The following is a 24,867-nucleotide window of genomic DNA, read 5'->3' as shown; positions in this document are numbered from 1 at the left end:
CCTGTACTAAGCGGGCGCTTGCCCTCCGGCCGGGCCGGCATCGGCCCATCCCGCTTCGGTCGCCTCGAAGCGCGATCCGGTCTCCAGCGTACGGTGCACGGGGCAGCGATCGGCCACGCCAAGGAGTTCGGCATGCTGCGCTTCGTCAATCGCGCCCTCGATCTCGACGCGGCGACTGAAGACATCGGGTTTCTCGGCGCCCTTGTCCTTCCGGTGCGTCACGCCGGTACGGATCCGCTCGACCGGCCATCCCTTGCGCTCGGCATAGAGGCGCAGCGTCATCGTCGTACAAGCGGCGAGCGCGGCGGAGAGCAGGTTGAAGGGCGTCGGGCCCGACCCCAGACCGCCGGCGCTCTCGGGCTCATCGGCGATGAAGGCCGCCTTCCCCGCCCGCATCGCGAGCTGGAATTTGCCTAGCCGCGTTTCCTCAGCCTCGGCATCGAACGGGCTGGCGGCGGTCGGCGGCATCGCGGGCAGGTAGCGTCCGGCCCAGGCCGCGATCATGTCGGCGGCGAAATCGGCGTCGCGCGCATTGCTGAGCAGATGATCGGCGCCGTCGAGCGAGACGAAGCTCTTGGGATGCTTGGCCGCGAGATAGAGGCTGGTGACATTCTCGATCCCGACCACCTGATCGATCGGCGAATGGAGGAGCAGCAAGGGCCGTTTCAGCGCGGCAACGCGCGCGCCCTGATCCTGCTCGCGCAGATTTTTAACGAACTCCTTGCGGACGGTGAAGGGCCGGTTGCCAATCGCCACGACGCCGCTTCCTTCGTGCTCGATCTTCTCCAATCCTTCGGGGTCGAACTGGTGGAGCGCATGTTCGACGTCGAACGGCGCCGCAATCGTCGCGACGGCGTGGATTCCGGGCAGCGATCCCGCCGCGGCCAGCGCGGCCGCACCGCCGAGGCTATGCCCGACGAGCAGCATCGGAGGCATTCCCGCGGCGGTCATCGCTTCGGCAGCGGCGACCAGATCCTTGACATTATGGCTGAAACCCGACGATCCGAAATCGCCTTCGCTGGCGCCAAGCCCGGTGAAATCGAACCGCAGCACGCCGATGCCCGCCCCGGCCAGACGCCGCGAAATCCGCACCGCGGCCTTGTTGTCCTTCCCGCAGGTGAAGCAGTGGGCGATCAATGCCCACGCCCTGGTCGATCCGACGGGCAGTTCGAGCCGGCCCGACAGGCGGTCGCCGGCGGCGTTGGGAAAGTCGAAAGGGCGCGTCGGCATCGGGGTCTCCGGTCGCTTCTGGCATGCTCGGCCCTGCGTAGCATAAAATGCCAAGAGGCAAGAGATGCGTAGCGTGGCAGTCAGCCGAGCATCTCTGTCCGGCTCACTTTTTTCCCGCAGGCCAATTATCCGCTCGCGAGCGTATCGCGCGCGACGCGTTGCAGCGCCGCCGCCTGTGCGTCCGAGAGCCCCAGTTCGTCGGCCCCCTTTTCCTTGGCACCGAGCGTTGTCGGATCGATGCCCGTGATCGCGCCGAAGGTCACGAGCGCCGAGAGATAATAGCCCGCGACGCTGGCGTGATAATGATCGTACGCCCAGAGATCGAGCTGGCCATAGCCGACCCCGTCATAGGGATTGGGATCGGCGACCCCTTCCGTCATCGCTCGGTTCCAGGCCTGGCCGACCGGCACGATACCCGCCACGGACGGGGTGGCGGATCGTGCGCGGTCGGCCGCGGCGCGGAGGTCATTGGCCATCGCCGTTACGGGCTTTCCATACCAATGCCCCCCGGATTTGTAGATCTGGTCGGCGCGCGACCAGTTTGCGGAAAGACGGATGTCGACGGCAGGATTGCGCGCCTTGAACAGCGCGGCAAGCCGGTCGACGTTGCGCATATAGTCCGCGGGATCGCCGGGCTTGGCGCGGTCGAGCGTGCTGAATTCCTGCAGCACGACGATGTCCCACGACCGGTCGAAAAGCTGACGCCGCTCGTCATAGTGGAAGCCCAGCGACTTGCCGCCCTGCGTTTCGAGGCTGACGCGGTAGTCGAGCCCCGCCTGCTCGGCGAACAGCTTGAACAGCGCGGGCACGCCGCCATAGCCCGCATTGTTGAGATCGGTGACCGACCCCGCGCGCCAGTTGCGGGCGGCCGAATGCGCGCCTTGCGTAAAGCTGTTGCCGATGAACAGGATCGTCTTCGGTGCCGCCTTTACCGGAGCCGAGGGAGTCGCGCCGGCGGCGGTCGGCGCGGGCGCGCTCTCCTTTGCCATTGCCGCCGGCGCGACGGCGAGCGCGGCAGCGCCGATCACAAACCAGATGCCGTGCCCGTATTTCATATCAGAACTCCGTGGTGACCGAGGTGTACCAGTAGCGGCCATAGGGGCTGTAGAGCGACCCCAGATAGCCCTCGGACGAAAGCGGCGGCTTTTCGTTCGTGATGTTGCGCACCCCGACGCGCCAGCGCATGTCGCCGCCGAGGCCGCCGGCGTCCTTGACGCGCACCTGTGCATAGAGATTGCCGGTGACCTGCGATTTGACGCGCCACGGGTTGCCATCGGCGTCGACGAACGCGGTTTCATCGACCGCGCCGGTGTAACGCGCGAAGGCGCCGACCTGGAACTGCCCGAGCGACCATGTGAGCGATGCGGTGCCGCGCCATTTCGGGCGGCCGTTCGCCTCGATCAGATTCTGGGTCTCGGGCAGCGGCGTCGCGGCGTTGATGTCGCCATCGGCGCGCGCGGCGACGAGCTGGTCGACGGCATCGCCCGGCGCGCGCGAGAATTTGAGCAGCCGCGTCGCGTTGACCGAGAAATCGAACTTGCCGACATCGGTCTTCGGCGACTGCCAGTAAAAGGCGAAATCGAGCCCGCGGACGGTTTGCGGCTGCAGGTTGATGAACTGGTCGCGCACCGTCGTGATCGCGCCCACCGGCGCGATGCCGGTCCCCGCGAACTCGGCGATATCGTCGGCGTCCGGTGCAGCGCGGATGACGTTGGGGTTCGACGATCCCTGGAGGCGCAGCAGATAGTCGAGCGCGACGGCGGTATCATTGCCAAGGATGCCGACAATGCCCTTTTGCTTGATCGACCAATAGTCGACGGTGAAGGTCACGCGGCCGAGATCGGCCGGAATGAAGGTCGGCTCGAACACCGCGCCGAGGTTATAGTTGGTGCTCTTCTCTGGCTTGAGATCGGGATTGCCCGAAACGCGGCGCGAATAGCCGACATTGTTGCCGCACGCGGTGAAGTTGGGGATTCGGCCAGCGCGCAGGTCAACCTCGCAGCGGAGGAAATCCTGGCTGGTCGCAAGGCGTGCATATTCGACGGCGTTGACCTGCTCGAGGTTCGGGGCGCGGAAACCCTGCGAAAAGGAACCGCGGAAACGGATGCCATCAACGACGTCCCACGCTGCCGCGATCTTCGGGCGGGCAACGCTGCCGAAATCGCTATAATGTTCATAGCGGCCCGCAAGCTGCACGTCGAAGCGCCGAACGAGCGGGATGTTCATCTCCTCCGACACCAAGGGCACTGCCAGTTCAGCATAGGCGGCGGAAACCGTCCTTTTGCCGTAGGTGTCGGGATTGTCGCTGACCGCGGCGGCATCGCTGATCGTCACCGCGCCGCTGACCGCATCGACAAAGGGGCTCGACCCGTCGACCGCCGAATCGCGATCGTCGCGCTGCGTCTCGCGCCGCACTTCGACGCCGAACGCCATGCCGACATCGCCGCCGGGCAAGGCGAACAGGTCGGAGCGCGAGGCGCGGAAATCGCCCATCGTCAGCGTGGTTTTCGACCGGCGCCGAAGCTGGAAGGTGATCGCGTCGATCGCCGCCTGTGAGCTGGGGGTGCAATCGCCCGAGCTCAGGCTGTCGATGCAGCCGCCATTGAACGGGTTGTAGGCGTCGGGAGTCGCAAGCGCGAGGCTCTGCTGGAGCGCCGAGCTGCGCACCGCAAGACTGCTGTCGACCGCCGACGCTTCGGAATAGACGAAGGCGCTGTCCCATTTGAAGCCGGCGACCTCGCCGCGGACGCCGATCAGGCCGCGCAGTTGTTCGCCGGAGACTTTCACCGCCTGCGGCCCGGTATCGACGAAGCGATAGGTGGTGAGCAGCACAGGCAGGCCCGCGGCGGGCACGTTGGTCAGGTTCGCAATGCGATTGGGATTGGGCTGGCCATTGATCGTCGTCGCGCCGAACGGATTGTAATAGTTCGACGCCGGAATCCAGATCTGGTTGAGGTTGATCACCGGCGGCTGGATACGCGTCGTGTTCGAGCGGTAATAACCGAACTCGCCAAACAGGGTGAGGTCGTCGGTCAGGTCGTAATGACCGTTGATGAAGGCGTTGTAGCGCTTAACGCTCGGCATCACGGTCGTTCCGACCGCTGTGTCGTAGCGTAGGTCGCGAAAGGCATTGTTGGTCGCGAGCGCGGTGTTCACGAGGCAGAGGTCGGCGGTCAGCGCCTGCGAACATCCGCCGAGGCGTGTCGGGCGAACCGTGAATGCGCCGGCTGCGGTGGTCAGGTTCGTCGTGCCGCGGCGCGGGCGGCCACCGGTGACGGGAACCTGCAGCGCAGGCCATGCGCCGCGCGTCGCGCGCGCGTCGGGGGTCTGAGAGCCGGCAAACTCGGGATAGTCAGCGAACAGCGGACGAAGGTTGGCCGACGCCGTGAAGTCCTGATCCTCTGCGCGCAGCGCCGAGCGGTCGGTATATTCGAACGACAGCGTGATATTGCCGCGGTCGAAGCTCTTGCCCGCGAGGATATTCCCCTGGAATTCGCGCAGGTGCGTGCCTTCGGCGCCGCCGTATTGCGCCTGCATCCGGAGGCCGTCGTAATTGTCCTTGAGCACCGTGTTGACGACGCCCGCGACGGCGTCCGAGCCATAGAGCGCCGCCGCGCCGTCGAGGAGCACTTCGAGCCGCTGCAGCCCCGTCGTCGGGATCGCGTTCGAGTTATAGCTGAGCACGGGCACCGTGCCGGTGTCAGACAGCCCCTGGCTCGCAGGGTGGGTGACGATGCGGCGGCCGTTGAGCAGCACCAGCGTGTTGCCAACCCCTAGCGAGCGGAGATTGACCGAACCGACGTCGCCGCGCGCGGCGTTGCTGGTCTGCGCATTGTTGCCGGGGTTGAAGCTGACATCGCCCATTTGAGGGATATTGCGGATCAATTCGTCGCCGCTGACCGCGCCGATCGCGTCGAGCTTGTCCTGATTGACGACAACGACGGGGAGCGCCTCGGTAACGCGCGCGCCTTCGATGCGCGTACCGACGACGACGATATCGGCGGCGGTTTCACCATCCGGCTGCGGCTCGTCGGCATCGGAGGCCTGGGCTGCCGGATCGGCTTCGGCCGTCTGGGCCTGTGCGGGTGCGCTCGCGAGAAGGCAGATCGCCGTGCTCGCCAGCAGCATTGTTCCAAAACTGCGCCTCATCATCATTCTCCCCAATTTTATTGTTTGAATTTCCGTGTCTTGTTGATCTCAGTCGCTGTCGGTTTCGACCGGTGCCGCCGCGAGTGGTGCAGACTCACCGCTGAGCGCGCGATTGAGCGCATCGCGGTCGAGCGCATTTTCCCACATCGCGACGACGATCGCGGCGAGTGCGTTGCCGATGAAGTTGGTGAGCGCGCGACACTCGCTCATGAAGCGGTCGATGCCGAGGATCAGCGCGAGCCCTGCGACGGGAACGGTCGGGACCGCGGTCAGCGTCGCGGCGAGCGTGATGAAGCCCGCGCCGGTGACCCCCGCCGCGCCCTTCGAGCTGACCATCGCGACGAGCAGCAGCGCGACCTGGTCGCCGAGGCTGAGGTCGATACCCGTTGCCTGCGCGACGAACAGCGCCGCGAGCGTCATATAGATGTTGGTGCCGTCGAGGTTGAAGCTGTAACCGGTTGGCACGACCATGCCGACGACGGATTTGGCACAACCCGCCTTCTCGAGCTTTTCCATCAGGCTGGGCAGCGCGGCTTCGGACGACGAAGTGCCGAGCACGAGCAGCAGTTCGGCCTTGAGGTAGGCGATCAGGCGGAAGATCGAAAAGCCGCAGAGCCGCGCCATTCCGCCGAGGACGACCACCACGAACAGGATCGAGGTCAGATAGAAAGTCGCGATCAGCGCGCCGAGATTGACGAGCGATTCAACGCCATATTCGCCGATGGTGAACGCCATCGCGCCGAACGCGCCGATCGGTGCGAAGCGCATCAGCATACCGACCAGATAGAAAAAGACACTCGAAAGCTTTTCGAGCATGCCGAGCACCTGCGCGCCGGCGGCACCAGTGTGCGACAACGCGATGCCGAACAGGATCGCCGCGAACAGCGCCTGCAGGATCGAACCCGAGGTCAGCGCCGAAACGAAGGTCGTCGGAATGATCGCGAGCAGGAAGCCGACGAGCGAGGTGTCGTGCGCCTTCGCATCATATTCGGCGATCTTGGCAACGGCGTTCGGATCAAGGGTGCTCGGGTCGATGTTCATCCCCGCGCCCGGCTGGACCACATTGGCAACGATGAGCCCGATGATCAGCGCGAGGGTCGAGAAGAAGAGGAAATAGGCGAAGGTCTTTGCCGTGAGGCGGCCGAGCGTCCTGCCGCTGCCGACCGATGCGATGCCGGTCGAAACGGTCAGGAAGATCACTGGCGCGATGATCATCTTGACGAGGTCGATGAAGCCCTTGCCGAGCGGCTGGAGCTGGATGCCGACTTCCGGCCAGAAATGGCCGAGCAGGATGCCGCCGGCGATCGCCGCGAGCACCTGCACATAGAGATGCGACCACCACGGCCCGGTCTTGGCCGGCACGTGCGCCGCATTCATGTCGATAGTGGCTGCCACCAGCCTCTCCCCATATTTTGCGTCCGGCTCGACGCGGACCGGGGTGTTTCCCGGCCGTTGTCTCAAAATAGGGGCAGGATGGAATCGTCGTCAAACGACGCTAAAAACTCATACAAACTATTGTTATTATTATATTATAGCGTTCAAATTGTGCCCGGCGACGTCAGGTTTGTGCGAAATACCGCATACGCTTCCAAACATTTGTGCAATAATCCACACATGCCCTTGCAGAGCGATTCGTCCCCGATCGGTCCCCACGCCAACCGCCGGCGCCTGTTCGTCGCGGTAGTGGCGGGGCTGGCGATCCTGCTCGTCGCGGGGTTTGGCCTTGCGCAATGGGCCGCGGGTCGTGCCGGTGCACAGGCCGACGTCGAGGCGCGACAGAACGCACGCGCGCATGCAAGCCTGCTCGAAAGCGAGCTCCAGAAATTTCGGCTGCTGCCGCGCGTGCTCACCGAATTCCCCGACGTCCGCGCCGCGCTGGCCGACAAGAGCGATGCCGCATCGCGCCGACTCGATCGCGAGCTCGAGCAGCTCGCGGCGCGCACCGACGCCACGGTGATCTATGTGATCGACGCCGACGGAATGACGATTGCGGCAAGCAACTGGCGCGCGCCGACGAGCTTCGTCGGCGAGAATTACCGCTTCCGCCCCTATTTTCAGGGCGCGATGCGCAGCAGCGAGGCTGAGCTGTTCGCGCTGGGCACGGTCAGCGGACGTCCCGGCCTCTACCTTGCCCGCCGCGTCGATGTCGGCGGGCGCCAGCTCGGCGTGATCGTGCTCAAGGTCGAGTTCGACAAGCTCGAAACCCGCTGGGCCGATTCCGCTGCGGCGACGCTCGTTACCGACGCGGCGGGGATTGTCGTGATGAGCAGCGAACCGCGCTGGCGGTTCCGCTCCTTCGCCCCGATCACGGCCGAGACACAGCAGCGACTTCGCGCGACGCGCAGTTATGGCGAGGCGCGGCTCGATCCCTTGCCCGTCAACCGCGTCGGGGACGGCATCCGCGTCGGCGCGGACCTGTTCCGCGAAGCCGACGAGCGCGTCTCCTTCCCCGGCGGGACGCTCCGCCTGCTCCAGCCTGCCGAGCCTGCGCGCGCCAGCGCCAATGCGACCGCGCGCGTCGCGTTCCTCGTCCTGCTGATCCTTGTCGGCGCGGCGATTATCACGCTGCTCCGCGTCGTCGAGCGGCAAACGCTGCGCCAGGCGGCGCACCAAGCGCTCGAACGCGAAGTTGCCGCACGCACGCGCGATCTGCGTACCGCGAACGACGAACTGCGCCTCGCGTCCGAACGGCAGACCGAAACCGACCGCCGCTATCGCGCCGCGCGCGAGGAGCTGGCGCAGGCGAGCCGGCTGGGGTCGATCGGTCAGATCACCGCGGGCGTCGCGCACGAGATCAACCAGCCGATCGCCGCGATCCGTACCTTTGCCGAGAACAGCCTGCGATACCTCGAGCGCGCGCAGCCCGACAAGGCGCGCGACAACTTGGGCACGATCGTCGAACTGACCGCACGCGTCGGCGCGATCACCAACGAACTGCGCAATTTCGCGCGCCGAAAGCCCACCCCGTTGGGCCCCATCGCGGTGCAATCGGCGGTCGACGGGACGCTGCTCCTGATCGGCGATCGGCTACGCGTGCCGGGAATCGCGCTCGACGTCGAAATCGAAAATCCCGCTGCGTCGGTACACGCCGACCGCGTCCGGCTCGAACAGGTGCTCGTCAACCTGCTGCAAAATGCGGTCGAGGCGGTGCATGGCGTAAAAGATGCGCGCATCGCGCTTCGCACGCACGGCAGCGACCCGGTTCATATCGACGTCTGTGACAACGGCCCCGGCGTTGCCGCCGAGCTGCTGCCGCAACTCTTCACCCCTTTCGTCACCGGGCGTCCCGATGGGCTCGGCCTGGGCCTCGCGATCGCGAGCGATATCATGGCCGAATTCGGCGGCACGCTGACCCTGATCCCCTCCCCGCTTGGCGGCGCGGGGTTCCGCCTGACGTTGAGGCCGGCATGAGCTTTTTCACCGGCGAGCAGACGATCTTCTTCGTCGACGACGATGCGGCGTTGCGCGAAGCGAATGTCCAGACGCTCGACCTCGCGGGGTTGGCAGTCGAGGCATTTCCCGACGCACAGAGCGTGTTGCCGCGTGTTGAAGCGGGCTTCTCGGGCATCGTCGTCACCGACATCCGCATGCCGGGGATGGACGGGCTGGAACTGCGCGCCGCGATCCATGCGATCGATCCCGACATCCCCGTCATCCTGATCACTGGCCACGCCGATGTCGCGATGGCGGTGCGCGCGCTTCACGACGGCGCCTTCGACTTCCTCGCCAAGCCCTTCGCCGCCGATCACCTCGTTGGCATCGCGCGCCGTGCGCTCGCGCACCGCGCGCTGATCCTCGACAACCGGCGGCTGACCGCCGCAGCGGCGGCGATCGACAGCCCGCTGATCGGCGAAAGCGCCGCGATGCTTCGGCTGCGCGAGACGATCGCGCAGCTGGCGCAGGCCGACATCGACGTGCTGATCGAGGGCGAAACGGGGACCGGCAAGGAACTGGTCGCGCATATGCTCCACCGCCAGAGCCGGCGGAGCCCGGCCTCATTGGTCGCGGTGAACTGCGCGGCGCTGCCGCAGGAACTGGCGGAGGCCGAGCTGTTCGGTAGCGACCTGATCGACAGGAGCAGTGGCAAGCTCGGTCAGGCCGGACGGATCCGCAGCGCGCATCGCGGCACCTTGTTCCTCGACGAGATCGACACGATGCACCCGTCGGTGCAGGCCAAATTGCTGCGCGTGATAGAGGAGCGCGAGGTGCAGCCGATCGGCGCCAGCGCGCCCGAGCCTGTCGACCTGCGCGTCGTCGCAGCGACCAAGACCGACCTGATGGACGCGGTGCGTACCGGCGATTTCCGCGAGGACCTTTATTACCGGCTGCATGTCGTGAAGCTGCGCATTCCGCCCTTGCGCGAGCGCCGCTCCGACATTCCGCAGACCTTCGCCTTCTTCCTCGACGAAGCCGCGGCGAAGATGGGAATGGCCGGGTTCCAGATCGACGACGGCATCCGCCGCCATCTCGTCGAGCATGACTGGCCGGGCAATGTTCGCGAGCTCAAGAATTTCGCCTATAGCGTCGTGCTCGACCTGCCGTCCGATCCTGGCCTGTCGGCGATGCCCGCCGACGCCCCGCTCGCCGAGCGCGTGCGCCGGTTCGAGGCGACGATCATCCACGACACGATGGCGCAAACGCGCGGCAATATCGCCGAAACGATGGCGCGGCTCGGGCTCCCGCGAAAGACGCTCTACGACAAGATGCAGAAGCTCGGGATCGACCCCAAAAGTTTCCGCGCCTAACTCGCCGCAGGCTTTCCCTGCGCCGCGAGGACCCGGAGGATATTGCCGCTCCACATCTTCTCGATGTCGGCGTCCGAATAGCCCGCGGCCTTCAGCCGTTCGGTGACCTTGGGCAGCGCCGAAATATCCTCGATACCCGGCAGGCCGCCGCCGCCGTCCCAGTCGGCGCCGAAGCAGATATGGTCGACCCCGCCGACCTCGATCGCGCGCAATACCATCTTCATATAGCCGTCGAAATCGGCGGCCCAGAGCTTTTCGGTCTTGTCGAGTTCGCGCCATTTGCGGTTGAGATCGGCCTGCTCGGCGGGCGTGATCTGGCCGATATGCTCATATTTGCCGAACAGCTCGGCGCGCGCAGGCGACATGTTCATTTCCGACATGAAGATCGTCGAGATGCACATCGCCCCGCCCTTCGCGGCGAGCGCCTTCAGCCGCCCTTCATCGAGATTGCGCGGATGGTCGAACGCCGAGCGCAGGCTCGAGTGCGAGAGCAGGATCGGATATTTGGACAGCGCCAGTATCTGATCGAACGCAGCATCGGACGAATGGCTCGCATCGATCACGATGCCGAGGCGGTTCATCTCCGCCACCCATTGCTTGCCGAGCGGGCTCAGCCCCTTCCAGCGGCCCTCGCCCGTCGCGCTGTCGGCGAACTGGTTATCCTTCGAATGGACAGGCCCGGCGAGACGTAGTCCCTTGTTGTAGAATTCCTGCAGCAGCGACAGATCCTCGCCGAGCGGATAGCTGTTCTCCATCGACTTGAAGGCGATCAGCTTGCCTTCCTTGTTCAGCCGCACCGCGTCGGCCGCGGTCAGCGCAGGCGCGATCGTGCCCGAGTTCGCGGCGATGGTCTTGTCGATCAGGTCCGACCGTTTGCGCGCGAAGGCGAGTGCATCGGCATAGCCTTTCGGCGTCAGCGGCGCCTGGTCGGTGTAGATGGCGAAGAAGCCGCCATCGAGATTGCCGTCCTTCATCCGGGGAATGTCGAGCTGTGCCATGTCGTCGGCGAGCGCGTGGCGATCGGCGAAGCTCCAGCCCGCGCGCTCGAAATGGAGCGGGGTGTCGAGGTGGGTGTCGAGGACGAGCATGCGGCTGTGCAATGGCGCTTCGGACGCCTCCGGCTTGTCGCCGCCCGGCGAACATGCCGTGAGCGCGGTTGCGGTCAAAAGAATGGCCAAACGCTTCACTTCTTGTCCTCCACGGGCTTCAGGTCGAGATCGTGATAGTCCCAGCTGAAGTCGGCAATCTTGCTCACCGCCTTCAACGTCACGCCGGTGATCTTGCCTTCGGCGTCGAGCGCGAAGGTCACATAGGCGGGCTCGATCGCCGGATCGTCGAAATCGGTGACGAAGCTATCGTACTGCCAATGTTTGAGCCGCCCCGCCATCCGCGGGGTCGAGGTGAAATCGATCGTCAGGCCGGTCGATGCCCGCCCGATGACGATGTCGCCATACCAGGGATCGCGGTAGCGGCCCGCATAGCCCGCCAACGCGAGCGACGGACCGCTCTGCGCGGGCGACGCCTTTGACTGTTTCAGATACTCGACGCCGCCCGCAAGGCGCTCCTGATACCAATCCTCCCATTTCGCGATCCAGCCATAGTCGGGCTGGTCGAGATAATGGTCGAGGAGGTCGTAGGTGAGGCCGAGCAGCATGCCGCTGTCCTCGCTGTTCATCATGATCGCAAAGCCGACATTCTTGTCGGGGATCATCACGACGCGCGTAATCGAACCGAAGACGCCGCCGCCGTGCTGGATGATGCGGTGGCCGCGATAATCCTGCACCTGCCAGCCGAGGGCATAGGCCTGCTGATTCGGCTGTGCGGGTTTGAGCTGGTCGGGGAGCCGCGAGATCGGCATCGGGGTGACGGGTGCCCACATTTCGGCCGCCTGCTTTTCGCTGAACAGGCGTTTGCCATTCGGCAGCGCGCCATGTGCGAGCTGAATCTTGAGCCACGCCGCCATATCGTCGGCGCTGAGCGCGAGGCCGCCCGCGGGGGCGCCGTTACGGCCGAGTTCGTCGCGCTCGTTGAGCGCCGCCTGCGGGCCGAGACCGCGCAATGCGCCCGAGAGGCGCGCGTGCGGCCAGCTTCGGTTCGGGATGCGGAAGCGGTCTTCGCTGTCGCTCGTCGCATTCTTCATGCCGCCCGCACGCAGCACGCGCGCGCGGATGAAGTCCTCCCACGTCTGCCCGGTGACTTCCTCGATCAGCTGGCCGGCGACCGCGTAGAGGATATTGTCATAGGCATAGGCCGAGCGGAAACTCGTCTGCGGCTTGAGATAAGCGACGCGCTCGACGGTCTGCTTGCGCGTGAGGTGCGTGCGCGGCACGAACATCAGGTCGCCCTGCCCGAGCCCGAGCCCGCTGCGGTGGACGAGCAGGTCGCGGATCGTGATCTCGCGCGTGACCCACGCGTCATACATGCGGAACCAGGGCATATGCTTGATCACGGGATCGTCCCACGCGATCTTGCCCTCGTCGACGAGGATCGCGAGCGCGGCGGCGGTCATCGCCTTGCCGGTAGAACCGGTCTGGAAGATCGTCTGCTCATCGACCGGCGCGCGTTCGCCGATCTTGCGCACGCCCCAGCCGCGCGAGAGGGTGGTCTTGCCGTCTTCGACGATCGCGATCGAGACGCCCGCGGCGCCAACTTTCTTGCGCAACGCCTCGACGCTTTCGCCAATGTCAGCGGGCGGTTCGGCCCAAGCGGGCACGGCGACCGACAGCATCAGCGACAGGACAAGCAGGCGTTTCATGGCAAAGCCTCCATATGGGGAGCGGTGGACGGACGCAGCAGGCGCCACGTCCCGATGGTGATAAGCGGCAGGACGAACACGCCAAGGAACAGCCAGGCGAGGAAGCGGTATCCGCTCGCGATCAGGTCGACGAGGCCGATCTCGCCCGCGACGAACATGCAGCCGGTGAGGATCACCGCGCCGATGACCGCGCGCGCGGCGGGGGTGAGCGGCGGCCGCCCGCGGCTTTCGACCGCGCCCGAGATACGCTCGTTGATCGCATGGACCGACCCCGCACCGCTTTCGAGCAGCGCGGCAAAGATCATCACCTGAAACAGGACATGGAAACCTGGCACCGTCATCTGGCGGAGCAGGAAGTCCGACGGCAACTTCTCGTCACCAATCGCGGGATAGAAAGCCATCATCGCGACAAAGAAGAGGATCGCGGGCAGCATCGATAGCGGCCCCGCGATCAGCCCGGCGACGACGGCATCACGCTGGTTCCTGAGGTGGCGCAGCACCGGCAGTATCACCACCGCGCCGACAATATTATAGCTGGCATAGGTGAGCCCGCCCGCCATCCAGTTGCCCGACGGCGGCGGCGCGTTCGCGAAGCCCTGTCCGATCAGCCCGCCGAAGCTGGCGAGCGCAAGGATCAGGAACAGCCCGTAGACCGCGTAGAGAAGGATCGAGACATATTTGAACATCTGCTCGACCGCGCCGGTGCCCCAGGCGGTGACCGCCACGATCGATACGGCGAGCAACACCACACCCGCGAGTTCGGGCCAGCCGAAGGTCGCGGCGCCGATCGCGCCTGCCGCGGCGCCGAACACCGCGAGGATCAGGACGACGAAGATGATGTAGGCGACCTCGAACGCGACCCAGGCGGGGCCAAGAAGTCCCTTGAAAAAGCTGCGATAATCATAAGCGCCGAGTTTGAGCGCGAGCGCGAAGGTCAGCGCCGCGACGACGCTCCAGATCAGCGTCGCGAGCAGCATCGCGGACAGCCCGCCCCACGGCCCCGAGGGCACGAAATATTCGGCCAGCTCGCGCCCAGTCGCATAGCCGCCGCCGATGATGACCGCCTTCAGCGCAAATCCGGGCAGCAGGTAGCGCTGGAACCAGCTCGACCCGCTGCCCGTCTCGCCCACACTCACGCGAGAATGCTTTCGACGAGCGCATCGAATGCTGCACCGCCGCGGATCGGATCGGCGACGGGAAGCCCCAACCGCTGCCGTTCGGCCGCCATCAACGCCTCGGCCGCGTCGGCGTCATAGCTCGACGTATTGAAGCTCACGCCGCCGCAGCGGATCGCGGGATTGGTCCGGCTGCCGAGGCGGATCGTCATGTCGATGACCTCCTCGACCGAGGGCAAGGCAAAGCTTTCCATGCCGAGGATCACCTTGCGCGTCGGGTCGTGACAGACGACGAACACATCGGGCTGACTGCCGTGGAGCAGGCCAAGCGACACCGGGGCGTAGGCGGGGTTGAAGATCGACCCCTGACCCTCGATCACGTCCCAATGGTCCGCGGGCGCGTCGGGGCTGAGCATTTCGGCCGCCCCCGCCTCGAAGTCCGAGATCACGGCATCCATCGGCATGCCGCCGCCCGCGATCATGATGCCCGTCTGGCCGGTCGCGCGAAAATCGGCATCGAGGCCGCGCGCTACAAAAGCGCGGTGCAGCGCGAGCGCGGTATATTTCTTGCCGAGCGCGCAGTCGGTGCCGACGGTCAGCAGCCGCTTGCCGGTCCGCTTGCGTCCCGTCCCGACGGGGATTGCGGGCGGCGGCGTGCGGATGTCGATGAGCCGCTGCCCCGTGCGCGCAGCCGCCTCGACAAGCACGGGAACGCTCGTCAGCTTGGTGTGGAGGCCGCTGATGATATCGAGCCCTGCCTCCATCGCCTCGACGAGCACCGCGACCCATGCCGCGCCGATGATGCCGCCCTGATTGGCGACGCCGATCACCAGCGAGCGCGCGCCTGCTGCCCGCGCGTCGGCGGGCGACAGGCGCGGCAGGCCGGTCGAAACGGTGCACCCGTCGATCGCCCATTCGCCCGTGCAGCGATCGCCCGCCCAGTCGGCCAGCCCGAAAGCCGTCTTGGCATAGGCCGCGTTGGTCGTGTCGCCGAGGAACAGCAGATAGGGCTGCGGCAGGGTCAGGCTGTCGGCCAGCCTGCCGATGGGCGCATTCATCTTGTCCAACTCCAATTCGCTCAGAAGGCCATGTCGAGCGCAACGCCGATCGTCCGCGGCTGCAGCGGCGAGATCGCAAGGAAGCTCGGCCGGTTGAGCCCGTCGGCGAGCGTCGAGCGCGCCATCTCACCCTTGTTGTCGAACAGGTTGCGCGCATAGGCGCGCACTGTCCAGTGATCGCCCAGGGTCACCGAGGCATTGAGGTCGACCGACGTATAGGCTTTGGCGCGCGCGACGAGCGGATCGCTCTCGACCAGCGACAGGCGGTTGCCCGCGTGGCGAATGCCGGCTCCGAAGCTGCCTTTGTTGCCGCCGCCGAGTTCGAACTCATAATCGGCGCGCAGCGCGCCGCTGAACTTCGGCACCGCGGGCAGCCGGTCGCCCTTGGCACCGCTGATGTCGGGCACATCCTCGCTGAGCGTCGCGTCGGTATAGCTTCCCGTCGCGCTGATCGTCAGGCCGGGCGCGGGGCGCAGTGCCAGGCTTCCTTCGAAACCCTTGCTCGTCGCCTTGCCGCCATTCGCGCCGCCCGACACGCCGCCAAAGGCGCGCGTGACCTGGATGTCGGTCCAGTCCATCCAGAAGAAGGCGGCATCGACGGTGACCATCCGGCCCGCGAAATCGGCCTTCAACCCGACCTCGTAATTGGTCATGCGGTCCGCATCGACGCTCGGCGGCACGTTGGGGACGATGACGTTCGGGCCGCCGGGGCGATAGCCCGTCGCGACGCGGGCATAGAGCATCGCATCCTCGTTGATGTGGAATTGCGGGCTGACCGAGAAGGTCCAGACGCTCTCGGCGGACTCGCCCGGATCGTTGGCGGTCGGAACGATCGCCCCCTCGCTTATCTGGGTGAAGGTCTGCTCGTTGCGCGCCCAGCGGAGGCCACCGGTGACCTCGAACTGCTCGCTCAATTTGAAGGTCGCGTTGGCGAAGACCGCATATTCCTTGTAGGTTGCGGGCAGACCGACGATTGCCAGCGGATCGAGCGGCGCGATCGGGTTTCCGGCCATGTCGAACGAGCGGACAAGCTGCGCGTTGCTCGTCTCCTCGTCGGTAAAGAAGCCGCCGACCAGCCATTCGAAACGCCCGCCGCTCGGCGAAGCGAGCCGCACTTCCTGCGTCCATTTCTTGAGCCCGAGATCGAGCGAGAAAGGCGTGATACCCGGCGGAATCGCGCCATTGGTGAGCAATGGGAAGAGCACGCCGAACGCATAGCTCGCGTCCTGCACCTGTGCGCTTTGCGTCTTGCTGTACGTCGTCGCCGAGGTCAGCGTCGCGGCGCCGAAATCATAGTCGATCGTCGCCGAATAATAGTCGAGATCGATGTCGTAGGATTCGGGCACATAATTATTATACGAATGACCGTTGCCGAGCCGCTTGCCCGTGAGATCGGCGGCGTAAATGCCGTTGCCATCGGAATCGAGCGACTGCCAGATGCCCGCAAGCTTCACGCTGAGTTCGGGGGTCGGCTGCCACAACAGTGCGGCGCGGCCGCCGCGCTGTTCATAATCATTCTGGTCCTTGATCCCCGCATTGTTGATGCTGTCGACCCAGCCCGGCGTCTTGCGCCACGCGAAGCTGCCCGAAATCGCGAGCGTGTCGGTCGCGATCGGCGCGTTGACATATACCTGCCCGCCCCAGCCGATGCCGCCCGCATCCTTGATTGTGAAGCCTTCGACGCCCGCGCGGACCTTGAACTCGCGCGTGTCGGGCTGAACGGTCACATATTTGACGAGGCCGCCGATCGAGCTTGCGCCATACAGCGTGCCCTGCGGCCCCTTGAGCACCTCGATCCGTTCGAGGTCATAGGGCATCAGGTCGATCGTGAACTGCCCGGCGCGATTGTAGATAGCGCTCGACCCCACCGGCGCATCGTCGAGATAGATGCCGACCGTCTGGGCCGAGTTGAGCGGCGCGACGCCGCGCAGCGTAATCGTCGTCTGCCCCGGCGTGCCGCCATTGCTGACGTTCATGCCCGGAACATAGCCCGCATAATCGACGAGCGAAGCCGAGCCCTGCTCCTGCAGCGCCTCGCCGCTGACCACGGCGATCGAGATCGGCACATCCTGTACATTCTGCGTGCGTTTCTGCGCGGTCACGACGATTTCGCCCGCGGTTTCCACCGCGCCGGCTTCCTGCGCCTGTGCCGGCATCGCGGCGGCGATCGCGGCGATGCTTGCTGCAATAAAGAGTCCCTGTTTCATCGTCTTACCCCCAGACTTGGGCCAGCAGGCGGCGGAAATTGCCACCAAGCACGGCCCGGATGTTTTCGTTGGAATAATTGCGGCGGATCAATTCTTCGGTGAGATCGAAGGTCTTGAGCGGATGGTCGAAGCCGTCGATGTCGATCTTGTCGCGGAAAGCGTAGCTGCCCTTGTAACTGCCTTTGAGCGCGGCATATTCGTCGGGCTTCATATCGTCATAGCCGTGCAGATCGGCGTCCGAGCCGATACCGACATGGTCGACCCCGACGAGCCTCGCGACATGATCGATATGGTCGGCCATATGCCCGACATTGGTCGGATCGCTCGTGCGAACGAACATGCGAACACCGGTGATCCCCATCACGCCCCCCTTCGCCGCGAGCGCCTTAATCGCCGCGTCGGTCTTGACGCGCGGATGATCGACGAGCGCGCGCGCGTTGCTGTGGGTGATCGCGATCGGCCCCTTGGCGATTTCGATGGCGTCCAATGTCGTCTTGTCGCCGCAGTGCGAGACGTCGACGAGCATGCGCTGCTTTTCCATCTCGGCGATGATCGCGGCGCCATAATCGCTGACGCCGCCGTCGACGCGTTCGGTGCTGCCCGATCCGATGCGATTCTGGCTGTTATAGGTCAGCTGCGCGCAGCGCAGGCCAAGCCGGCGGAACAGCGCGACGTCCGCGATCCGTTCGAAATGCTCGGCATTCTGGATACCCATGATGACGGCGCATTTCTTGTCGGCCTTGGCGCGATCGAGATCGGCGACAGTATCGACGAGCGTGAAGACATGGCTATTGCGCCCGGCAAAGCCCTGCCAGCCGGCGAGAAACTCCATCGCCTGCGCTCTCGCGTCCGGGCCGCCCAGACCATAAGCGTTATGAAAGCCGGTGATGCCGCTCGCCCGGAACTCGGCCGCTTCGGCGTCGGTCAGTCGGTGCGCGACATAATCCTCGGCCAGCGTGATCTTGAGCGGCGCGAGCATGTCGATGACGAGCGACGAAGCGACCAGGTCCACCGCGCGGCGCGAATAATTTTTCCCCGGAGCCGCGGCAAAGGCATAGCTGCCCCTTGCGATCATCGGCGCGGACAATGCGGTACCGATCGCGCCCGCGAGTGCCGCGCGGCGCGTCATCGGGAATGACGCCGTCATCCCATCCTCCCTTTATAGTTTCAATTTAGACTATTGTCCTAATCAGAAAATTGTCAACCGGTTTAGGACATAAATCTGTCATCATCCCCAAATTTCTGCCGGACAATGGATCATGCCGTCGCGATAGCTCACGCCCGGATCGCGATCGCGCGCGAGAAAGGTCGGCCCGTCGAGGTCGACGATGTCACAAAGCTGACCGACGAGATAGGACGGCGCCATCGACAGGCTGGTGCCCATCATGTTGCCGACCATGACGTCGAGGCCGAGCTTCTTCGCCTGCCGCGCGATCGCCAGCCCTTCGGTGAGCCCACCGCATTTATCGAGCTTGATGTTCACGACATCGAAACGGCCGACGAGCGAGGCGGTGTCGGCGAACGACAGCGCGCTTTCGTCGGCGACGAACGGCAAAGGGCGCTTGAGCCCGTCGAGATCGGCCTCGCGCCCGCGTTTTAACGGCTGTTCGAGTTGCGCGACGCGCGTCGAAACCAGCACGGGCAGTAGTTCGGCAAGCGTCGCCACGTCATAGCCCTGGTTGGCATCGACGCCGATCCACGCGTGCGGTCGCGCCGTGCGAATCGCAACGACCCGCGCGATATCGTCGGCGAGGTCGCCGGTCAGCTTTACCTTGATCGGCGCCTCCGGATCGATCGCCAGCGCGGCTTTCGCCATCGTCTCCGCACGATCGGCACCGAGCGTGAGCGTCGAGCGCAGCGCCTTTGGCGGACTCAACCCGGCGAGTTCCCAGACCGGAAGCCCGGCCTGCTTCGCCTCAAGATCCCAGAAAGCGCAGTCGAGCGCGTTGCGCGCGCCACCCGGCGGGAGCAGCTGTTGCAGATCGTCGCGCGTCGCGCCATTCTCGAGCGCATCGCGGACCCGCGTCGCCCCGGCCAGCATATGGTCGATGTCGTCGCCGAGATAATAGACCCCGGCGCCCTCGCCGCGCCCGACATGCGTCCCGTCCGAAAGCTCGGCGACGAGCAATGCGGTTTCGGTGAAGACATGCCCCGAAATGCGGAAAGGTTGATGGTAGGGAAAACGCTCGACCCGAAGGTCGAGCGTCAGTTCCCGCGTGCTTTGCGTCGCCATCAATAGACCATCCCGAAGCCATAGAGATGGAAGGCGAGGGTCACCCAGACGAGGACCAGCGCGGCGAGGATCAGCAGCACCGCGCCGAGCTTCATCGTCCAGCGGCGCTTGTCCTTGATACCGAGCCACAGGTGCCAGCCCGCCGTGATGAGCAGGCCGAAGGCGGCGAGCGGCGTCACGATGCGCAGCAGGTGGATCAGCCAGTCGAGCGGGCCGCCGAGGCTGCCGATATCGGCCGAGAAGGCCGCGATCAGCCCGATCCAGCCGGCGAGTGCGCCGATCGCGAGCCACGCAAAGATACGCGACAGGCGATACGCGCGTCGCGCCTTGCCCTCGAGCGGGAACTCCGCCTTGAAGTTGCGGCGCACCAGCGCGCGTACCGGCCACGCCAGCGCGGCGAGCAGGATGATGCCGAAGGCGAAGATCAGCGCGGGGTTGAGCCACGCCGCATTGGCGCTTGCCGGGGCGGGTTCGAACACCATGAAGGGCGAACCGCCATCGACGCTCCAGCGCACGACGCGGCCGTCCTTGACCTCGGCGGCGACGCGCTCTCCGGTGCCGGTGTCGCGCCATACGAAGGGCTCGACCTCGACCCAGTCGCGTGCCCCCGCACCAAGGCCGTCGAGCGCAGGCAGCGTGATCTTGCCGTCCTCGGTCAGCGAGATCGTCATCTGGCCGAGCAAGCCGAACAGGCTCGCAAAATTGGTGAAGCTGCCGCGGCTGCTGACATAATGGCCGACCATCATTTGCGCATGTTCTTTGGCGGTCTTTGCGTCGACGGTGCCGGGCTTCTCGCTGCCGGGAAGGTAGCGATCGGCGAATTTGTGGAACAGCGCGCTGCGGATCGCGCCCGCATCGCCCTGCGTCCCCGCGCTGTTCATCGAGATGTAGACGCCGATGTCGGCGTCGGGGAACAGCCACAGATAGCTATGGAACCAGACGGTATCGCCGCCATGCGCGATCGCGCGGTGGCCGTTGACCCATTGTTCGTAGAAACCGAGCGCCATGCTGTTGAGCGGGCCGACGCCGGGCGCCTTGAAATCGTGCATCTGTTTCGCGGTTTCGGGCTTCATGAGGCCCGCGCCGTCATTCAGATGCGCGATCATGAACTTGCCCATGTCGGCGCCGCTGGCCGACAGGCTGCCTGCCGGCGCCGGAATAACGATTTCGAACGGCTTGGCCTTTTGCGTGATGTCGGGATAGCCCTTCGCCATATGCGGCGCGAGACCCGCCGGAAGCGGCTGGCGGAACGACGAATGCGTCATGCCGAGCGGCGTGAAGATGTGGTTCTCGATATAATTGTCGAACGGCTCGCCGCTGACGCGCTCGACGATATAGCCCGCGAGTGCGGTGGCATAATTCGAATAAGCGGGCGTCGTGCCCGGCGCGAAGACGCGGTCGGGAAGCGCGAGCGGCATCTGCTGCTTAAGTGTCATCACCGCCTTGGGATCGCTGCTGATCAGATGGCGGATCGATTCCTGGAAACCAGCGGTGTGCGTCATGATGTTGCGCATCGTCACCGGCTTGCCCTCAAAGGGCGGAATCTTGAAATCGAGATAGGCGTTGACGTCCTTGTCGAGGTCGATCTTGCCCGCCTCGACCTGCTGCATCACCGCGGTCCAGGTGAGGAGCTTCGACACCGATCCCGGGCGAAACAGCGTGGTCCCGGGCAGGACCGGCGCGCGCTTGGCGACGTCGGAGAGGCCATAGCCCTTTTCAAGCACGACCTGATTGCCGCGCACGACGACGACGACCGCGCCGGGAATGCGCGCGCGTTCGAGCGCGTAGGGCAGATAGCCGTCGAGCCAGGCTTCGAGATCCTTGGCGTCGAGCGCGACGGGCGCCGCGGCGGTTTTTACAACCGGAACGGCCGCAGTTTCGACTTTTTTCACGGCGGGCGCGGGCACTGGCCCCTGCGCCGCCAGCGGCAGCGCGGCAAAAGCCGCCAGCCCGATCATCGCCTTGCGGATGAAACGCATCGCTTTCCCCTTTTCATTATCGCGGCCTGTCACATCTTGCAGCAAGCCGCGCGACCCCTTACCAAGGGACCAACATCTATTGGCCCGATAGGGACATAATGATCCTGATTGGAAAATTGTCAAATATGGAATGGAAAAATTAATGGCTGATCGCGGAGCCCCGCCGACGCTCGGCACGGTGATGAAGAGCATTCGCTCGCGAAACGGCTGGACGCTCAAGGAGATGAGCGCGAAATCGGGTATCCCGGTGTCGACATTATCGAAGGTCGAGCACGACCGGCTGACGCTGAGCTATGACAAGCTCCAGCAGCTCAGCCAGCGACTCAACATTCGCATGTCGGACCTGTTCGCCGAGGATGACGGAGATACGACCCCGCGCGTCACCGGCCGCCGCAGCATCGGCACGATCGACCAGGCGGTGCGCGTCACCACCGACAATTACGACTATCACTATCTGTGTACCGACCTGCGGCAAAAGCGGATGATCCCGATCATCACGCGAATCCGCGCGCACAGCGCGCGCGAATTTGGCGACCTTGTCCGGCATCAGGGTGAGGAATTCATCTTCGTCCTCGAAGGCGAGGTCGAGATTCACACCGAATTCTACGACCCCGTCGCGCTGAAGACCGGTCAGGGCATCTATCTCGATTCGTCGATGGGCCACGCCTATGTCGTCGCCGAGGGATATGAGGAGGCGCTGGTACTCGGCGTCTGTTCGAGCGCCGACGACGGGCTGATGGACAGCCTGATGAGCCTGCACGGCTAAATCCCCTTATCCGCGGAGAAACAGATGGCATTGCGTCGGTCGTTCGCCCCTTCCCTGCTGCTGCTTTGCAGTTCGGCGCTGCTTTCGGCATCGGCTGCGGCGCAGGCGCCCGCTTACGACCTCATTATCCGCGGCGGGACGATCTACGACGGGTCGGGAAAGGCGCCGGTGATCGGCGACGTCGCGATCAAGGACGACCGCATCGTCGCGGTGGGCAAGGTCGACGGCACCGCAAAGACCGAGGTTGTAGCCAAGGGCATGGCGGTCGCGCCGGGCTTTATCAACATGCTGAGCTGGGCGACCGAATCGCTGATCGCCAACCCCAAGAGCCAGAGTGACATCCGTCAGGGCGTCACGCTGGAGGTGATGGGCGAAGGCTGGTCGATGGGACCGATGAACGCCACGATGAAGGCCCTGGAAACCGAGCGGCAGGGCGACATCAAATATCCGATCGAGTGGACGAGCCTCGGCGACTATCTGTCCTGGCTCGAAAAACGCGGGGTTTCGACCAATGTCGCGAGCTTCGTCGGTGCCGCCACGGTGCGCGTCCACGAACTGGGCGAAGGCGATGTCGATCCCACGCCCGAACAGCTTGCCCGCATGCGCGCGCTGGTGAAGCAGGCGATGAACGAGGGTGCGATGGGGGTCGGCAGCTCGATCATCTATGCCCCCGGCTCCTATGCCGAGACCGACGAGCTTGTCGCGCTGACGAGCGAAGCCGCGAAATGTGGCGGTATGTATATCAGCCACATGCGTTCCGAAGGCGACCGGATCGAGGAAGCCGTCGACGAGCTGATCGACATCTCGCGCCGCTCGGGCGCGCCCGCCGAAATCTATCACCTCAAGATGGCGGGACGCAGCAACTGGGGCAAGCTCGACACGATCGTGAAGAAGATTGAGGATGCGCGTGCCGCGGGGCTGAAGATCACGACCGACATGTACACCTATACCGCGGGCGCGACCGGGCTCGACGCCGCGATGCCGACGTGGGTGCAGGCGGGCGGGCTGGAGGAATGGATCAAGCGGCTGAAAGACCCCGCGATCCGCGCGCGCGTCGCCGCCGAAATGAAGAAGCCCGGCACCGACTGGGAAAATCTCTATTTCGGCGCGGGCGCCGACAAGATGATCCTGTCGGGGTTCAAGAATGACGCGCTCAAGCCGCTGACCGGCAAGACGCTCGCCGAGGTTGCGGCGATGCGCGGAAAAAGTCCCGAGGAGGTCGCGATGGACCTCGTCGTCGAGGATGGCTCGCGCGTCGGCACCGTCTACTTCCTGATGTCCGAGGACAATGTGCGGAGGCAGGTCCAGTTGCCATGGATGAGCTTTGGGTCGGATGCCGCGTCGCAGGCGACCGAGGGCGTCTTCCTGAAATCGGGCGCGCACCCGCGCACCTATGGCAATTTTTCGCGTCTGCTTGGCCGCTATGTCCGCGACGAGAAGCTGATTTCGCTCGAGCAGGCGGTGTACCGCCTTACCACCCTGCCCGCGACCAATCTGGGCATCAAGGATCGCGGGGCGCTCAGGCCCGGCTATTATGCCGATGTCGTGGTATTCGATCCGGCGACGATCGGCGACCGCTCGACCTTCGAGAAACCGCACCAATATTCGGTCGGGATGCGCGATGTCTTCGTCAACGGCGTGGGCGTGCTCCGGAACGGCGAGCATAGCGGCGCGACGCCGGGGCGCGCGGTACGCGGCGCGGGCTGGAACCGCTGCTCCTAAGCGGCGGCGAGCAAGCGCCGCTGTTCGGCGGGTGATTTGAACAGGAAATCATGCGGCAGGCCGAGCCGGACGCTCGCCTGACAATGCGGCGCGGAGCGGTCGATGTGGCGGTCGGCGAGCCTGCCGGCGATGCGCAGCGCGGTGCGGTCGAGCCGCGTCAGGTCGTAACGCGGGCCGAGCTCCAGCTTGCGGCGGATATGCGGCGGAAGCAGCGACACCGAAGCGCGCGCGATCGCACGGTGGAGGAAGCGCGGCACTCCGGGTGCCGCCTTGCCCGACTGGATAATATCGAGGAATTCGAAAATGATCGAATGCGGCTCGAAGCGCGGTTCGAGTTCGTCCATCATTGCCATGAAAGCGTCCACCGTCGGCGGCGTATGCCGTGCCCCGAACTCGCGCCCGATCGCATCGCCGTCGGCCATGAAGCGATCCTTGTCGGCGTCGCTGAGCGGACGGACGAAGCGGTCATAAGCGATCAGGAAGCCATAGGAAGCGGTCGCCGCGACCCAATCGAGCAGCAGCGGATCGAGCGCCCGATATTTCGTGCCGTCGGGGGTCTCCCCCTTCACTTTGCCGTGCATCCGGTTGACCTGCCCGATGACGGCTTTTGCGCTGCTCGCCGGTCCATAGCAGGCGAGCATCGCAACGAGGCCGGTGCGGCGCGAACGCCCGATCGGATCGGCCTTGTAGGTCGAATGGTCCCACACCCCCGACCGGATGCGCGGCTCGGCAAATTCGAGCAGCACCGCGGCGATGCCGCCGATGCCGAGCGCGATCGGGTTCTTGTAGATGCGCCACTGGACGCTGTCGGGCGCGAGCAGCGCGGGTTCGCCGACGGGGGCGGCGAAGTCGATCGCCGTCCCCAGATATTCATCCTGCATCGGCAAACGTGCCACGCTGTCCGTCTC

General features: G+C 65.1%; 17 protein-coding genes. 4 read left to right on the top strand and 13 right to left on the bottom strand.

Features of this window, described 5'->3' with window-relative positions; all coding sequences use genetic code 11:
- Window positions 1–6: 6 nt before the first annotated feature.
- The 4 genes from ASD73_RS15805 to ASD73_RS15790 all read right to left on the bottom strand — a co-directional run bounded on the left by ASD73_RS15805 (window position 7) and on the right by ASD73_RS15790 (window position 6,756).
- Window positions 7–1,230 (bottom strand): bifunctional alpha/beta hydrolase/OsmC family protein, encoded by a 1,224-nt coding sequence (locus ASD73_RS15805; protein ID WP_056373830.1) that lies wholly within the window; start codon window positions 1,228–1,230, stop codon window positions 7–9.
- Window positions 1,231–1,355: 125 nt separating this feature from the next.
- Window positions 1,356–2,219, bottom strand: coding sequence for a DUF4886 domain-containing protein (locus tag ASD73_RS15800; RefSeq protein WP_056375136.1), 864 nt, complete (start codon window positions 2,217–2,219; stop codon window positions 1,356–1,358).
- A 67-nt stretch (window positions 2,220–2,286) separates the two neighbouring features.
- A complete protein-coding gene (locus ASD73_RS15795) occupies window positions 2,287–5,379 on the bottom strand; it encodes a TonB-dependent receptor domain-containing protein (protein ID WP_082521705.1) in 3,093 nt (1,030 codons plus the stop codon).
- Window positions 5,380–5,427: 48 nt separating this feature from the next.
- Window positions 5,428–6,756 carry a dicarboxylate/amino acid:cation symporter gene (locus tag ASD73_RS15790; protein WP_156377464.1) on the bottom strand — a complete coding sequence of 443 codons (1,329 nt, stop codon included), beginning with the start codon at window positions 6,754–6,756 and terminating at the stop codon, window positions 5,428–5,430.
- A gap of 237 nt (window positions 6,757–6,993) precedes the next feature.
- Here ASD73_RS15790 and ASD73_RS22835 point away from each other — a divergent pair, with 237 nt between their 5' ends.
- Together ASD73_RS22835 and ASD73_RS15780 are read left to right on the top strand one after the other, a co-directional pair.
- Entirely contained in the window at window positions 6,994–8,790 is a 1,797-nt protein-coding gene (locus ASD73_RS22835) for a sensor histidine kinase (protein ID WP_056373826.1), read from the top strand.
- Complete coding sequence (locus tag ASD73_RS15780) at window positions 8,787–10,124, top strand: sigma-54-dependent transcriptional regulator (protein ID WP_056373824.1); 1,338 nt, start codon at window positions 8,787–8,789, stop codon at window positions 10,122–10,124. Before ASD73_RS22835 ends, ASD73_RS15780 begins: the two co-directional genes overlap by 4 nt.
- Here the strand turns inward: ASD73_RS15780 and ASD73_RS15775 are convergent.
- From ASD73_RS15775 to ASD73_RS15740, 8 genes are all read right to left on the bottom strand, one after another.
- The gene (locus ASD73_RS15775; protein ID WP_056373822.1) at window positions 10,121–11,311 is read right to left on the bottom strand and encodes a dipeptidase; all 1,191 of its coding nucleotides are present in this window, start codon (window positions 11,309–11,311) and stop codon (window positions 10,121–10,123) included. The genes ASD73_RS15780 and ASD73_RS15775 overlap by 4 nt on opposite strands.
- Window positions 11,308–12,879, bottom strand: coding sequence for a serine hydrolase (locus tag ASD73_RS15770; RefSeq protein ID WP_056373821.1), 1,572 nt, complete (start codon window positions 12,877–12,879; stop codon window positions 11,308–11,310). Before ASD73_RS15770 ends, ASD73_RS15775 begins: the two co-directional genes overlap by 4 nt.
- Window positions 12,876–14,015 (bottom strand): YkvI family membrane protein, encoded by a 1,140-nt coding sequence (locus tag ASD73_RS15765; RefSeq protein ID WP_056373819.1) that lies wholly within the window; start codon window positions 14,013–14,015, stop codon window positions 12,876–12,878. The genes ASD73_RS15770 and ASD73_RS15765 overlap by 4 nt, the downstream gene beginning before the upstream one ends.
- Window positions 14,012–15,052 (bottom strand): DUF1611 domain-containing protein, encoded by a 1,041-nt coding sequence (locus ASD73_RS15760; RefSeq protein WP_056375132.1) that lies wholly within the window; start codon window positions 15,050–15,052, stop codon window positions 14,012–14,014. The genes ASD73_RS15765 and ASD73_RS15760 overlap by 4 nt, the downstream gene beginning before the upstream one ends.
- Window positions 15,053–15,072: 20 nt before the next feature.
- A complete protein-coding gene (locus ASD73_RS15755) occupies window positions 15,073–17,259 on the bottom strand; it encodes a TonB-dependent receptor (RefSeq protein WP_056373817.1) in 2,187 nt (728 codons plus the stop codon).
- Between the two features lie 4 nt (window positions 17,260–17,263).
- Window positions 17,264–18,406, bottom strand: a complete 1,143-nt coding sequence (locus ASD73_RS15750; protein WP_056373815.1) for a dipeptidase — start codon at window positions 18,404–18,406, stop codon at window positions 17,264–17,266.
- Window positions 18,407–18,487: 81 nt separating this feature from the next.
- A complete protein-coding gene (locus ASD73_RS15745; RefSeq protein ID WP_056373813.1) occupies window positions 18,488–19,492 on the bottom strand; it encodes a dipeptide epimerase in 1,005 nt (334 codons plus the stop codon).
- Window positions 19,492–21,471 carry a serine hydrolase domain-containing protein gene (locus tag ASD73_RS15740; protein WP_056375130.1) on the bottom strand — a complete coding sequence of 660 codons (1,980 nt, stop codon included), beginning with the start codon at window positions 21,469–21,471 and terminating at the stop codon, window positions 19,492–19,494. Before ASD73_RS15740 ends, ASD73_RS15745 begins: the two co-directional genes overlap by 1 nt.
- 142 nt (window positions 21,472–21,613) lie before the next feature.
- On the opposite strand from ASD73_RS15740, the gene ASD73_RS15735 reads away from it, so the two are divergent.
- Complete coding sequence (locus ASD73_RS15735) at window positions 21,614–22,237, top strand: helix-turn-helix domain-containing protein (protein WP_056373811.1); 624 nt, start codon at window positions 21,614–21,616, stop codon at window positions 22,235–22,237.
- A gap of 24 nt (window positions 22,238–22,261) precedes the next feature.
- Entirely contained in the window at window positions 22,262–23,959 is a 1,698-nt protein-coding gene (locus ASD73_RS15730; RefSeq protein WP_056373809.1) for an N-acyl-D-amino-acid deacylase family protein, read from the top strand.
- Here the strand turns inward: ASD73_RS15730 and ASD73_RS15725 are convergent.
- Entirely contained in the window at window positions 23,956–24,855 is a 900-nt protein-coding gene (locus ASD73_RS15725) for an oxygenase MpaB family protein (RefSeq protein WP_235534516.1), read from the bottom strand. The genes ASD73_RS15730 and ASD73_RS15725 overlap by 4 nt on opposite strands.
- Between the last annotated feature and the right edge of the window lie 12 nt (window positions 24,856–24,867).

Origin of the sequence: Sphingopyxis sp. Root154 (assembly GCF_001427105.1) — a bacterium.
Classification (GTDB): domain Bacteria; phylum Pseudomonadota; class Alphaproteobacteria; order Sphingomonadales; family Sphingomonadaceae; genus Sphingopyxis.
Note: the sequence above shows the minus strand (reverse complement) of the source record. Positions and strands in the feature narration are given on the sequence as shown.

Coding starts and splice junctions, on each gene's coding strand:
- ASD73_RS15805 (WP_056373830.1), bottom strand. CDS start 1,230: ATGCCGACGCGCCCTTTCGACTTTCCCAACGCCGCCGGCGACCGCCTG.
- ASD73_RS15800 (WP_056375136.1), bottom strand. CDS start 2,219: ATGGCAAAGGAGAGCGCGCCCGCGCCGACCGCCGCCGGCGCGACTCCC.
- ASD73_RS15795 (WP_082521705.1), bottom strand. CDS start 5,379: ATGAGGCGCAGTTTTGGAACAATGCTGCTGGCGAGCACGGCGATCTGC.
- ASD73_RS15790 (WP_156377464.1), bottom strand. CDS start 6,756: ATGAATGCGGCGCACGTGCCGGCCAAGACCGGGCCGTGGTGGTCGCAT.
- ASD73_RS22835 (WP_056373826.1), top strand. CDS start 6,994: ATGCCCTTGCAGAGCGATTCGTCCCCGATCGGTCCCCACGCCAACCGC.
- ASD73_RS15780 (WP_056373824.1), top strand. CDS start 8,787: ATGAGCTTTTTCACCGGCGAGCAGACGATCTTCTTCGTCGACGACGAT.
- ASD73_RS15770 (WP_056373821.1), bottom strand. CDS start 12,879: ATGAAACGCCTGCTTGTCCTGTCGCTGATGCTGTCGGTCGCCGTGCCC.
- ASD73_RS15760 (WP_056375132.1), bottom strand. CDS start 15,052: ATGAATGCGCCCATCGGCAGGCTGGCCGACAGCCTGACCCTGCCGCAG.
- ASD73_RS15755 (WP_056373817.1), bottom strand. CDS start 17,259: ATGAAACAGGGACTCTTTATTGCAGCAAGCATCGCCGCGATCGCCGCC.
- ASD73_RS15750 (WP_056373815.1), bottom strand. CDS start 18,406: ATGACGGCGTCATTCCCGATGACGCGCCGCGCGGCACTCGCGGGCGCG.
- ASD73_RS15745 (WP_056373813.1), bottom strand. CDS start 19,492: ATGGCGACGCAAAGCACGCGGGAACTGACGCTCGACCTTCGGGTCGAG.
- ASD73_RS15740 (WP_056375130.1), bottom strand. CDS start 21,471: ATGCGTTTCATCCGCAAGGCGATGATCGGGCTGGCGGCTTTTGCCGCG.
- ASD73_RS15735 (WP_056373811.1), top strand. CDS start 21,614: ATGGCTGATCGCGGAGCCCCGCCGACGCTCGGCACGGTGATGAAGAGC.
- ASD73_RS15730 (WP_056373809.1), top strand. CDS start 22,262: ATGGCATTGCGTCGGTCGTTCGCCCCTTCCCTGCTGCTGCTTTGCAGT.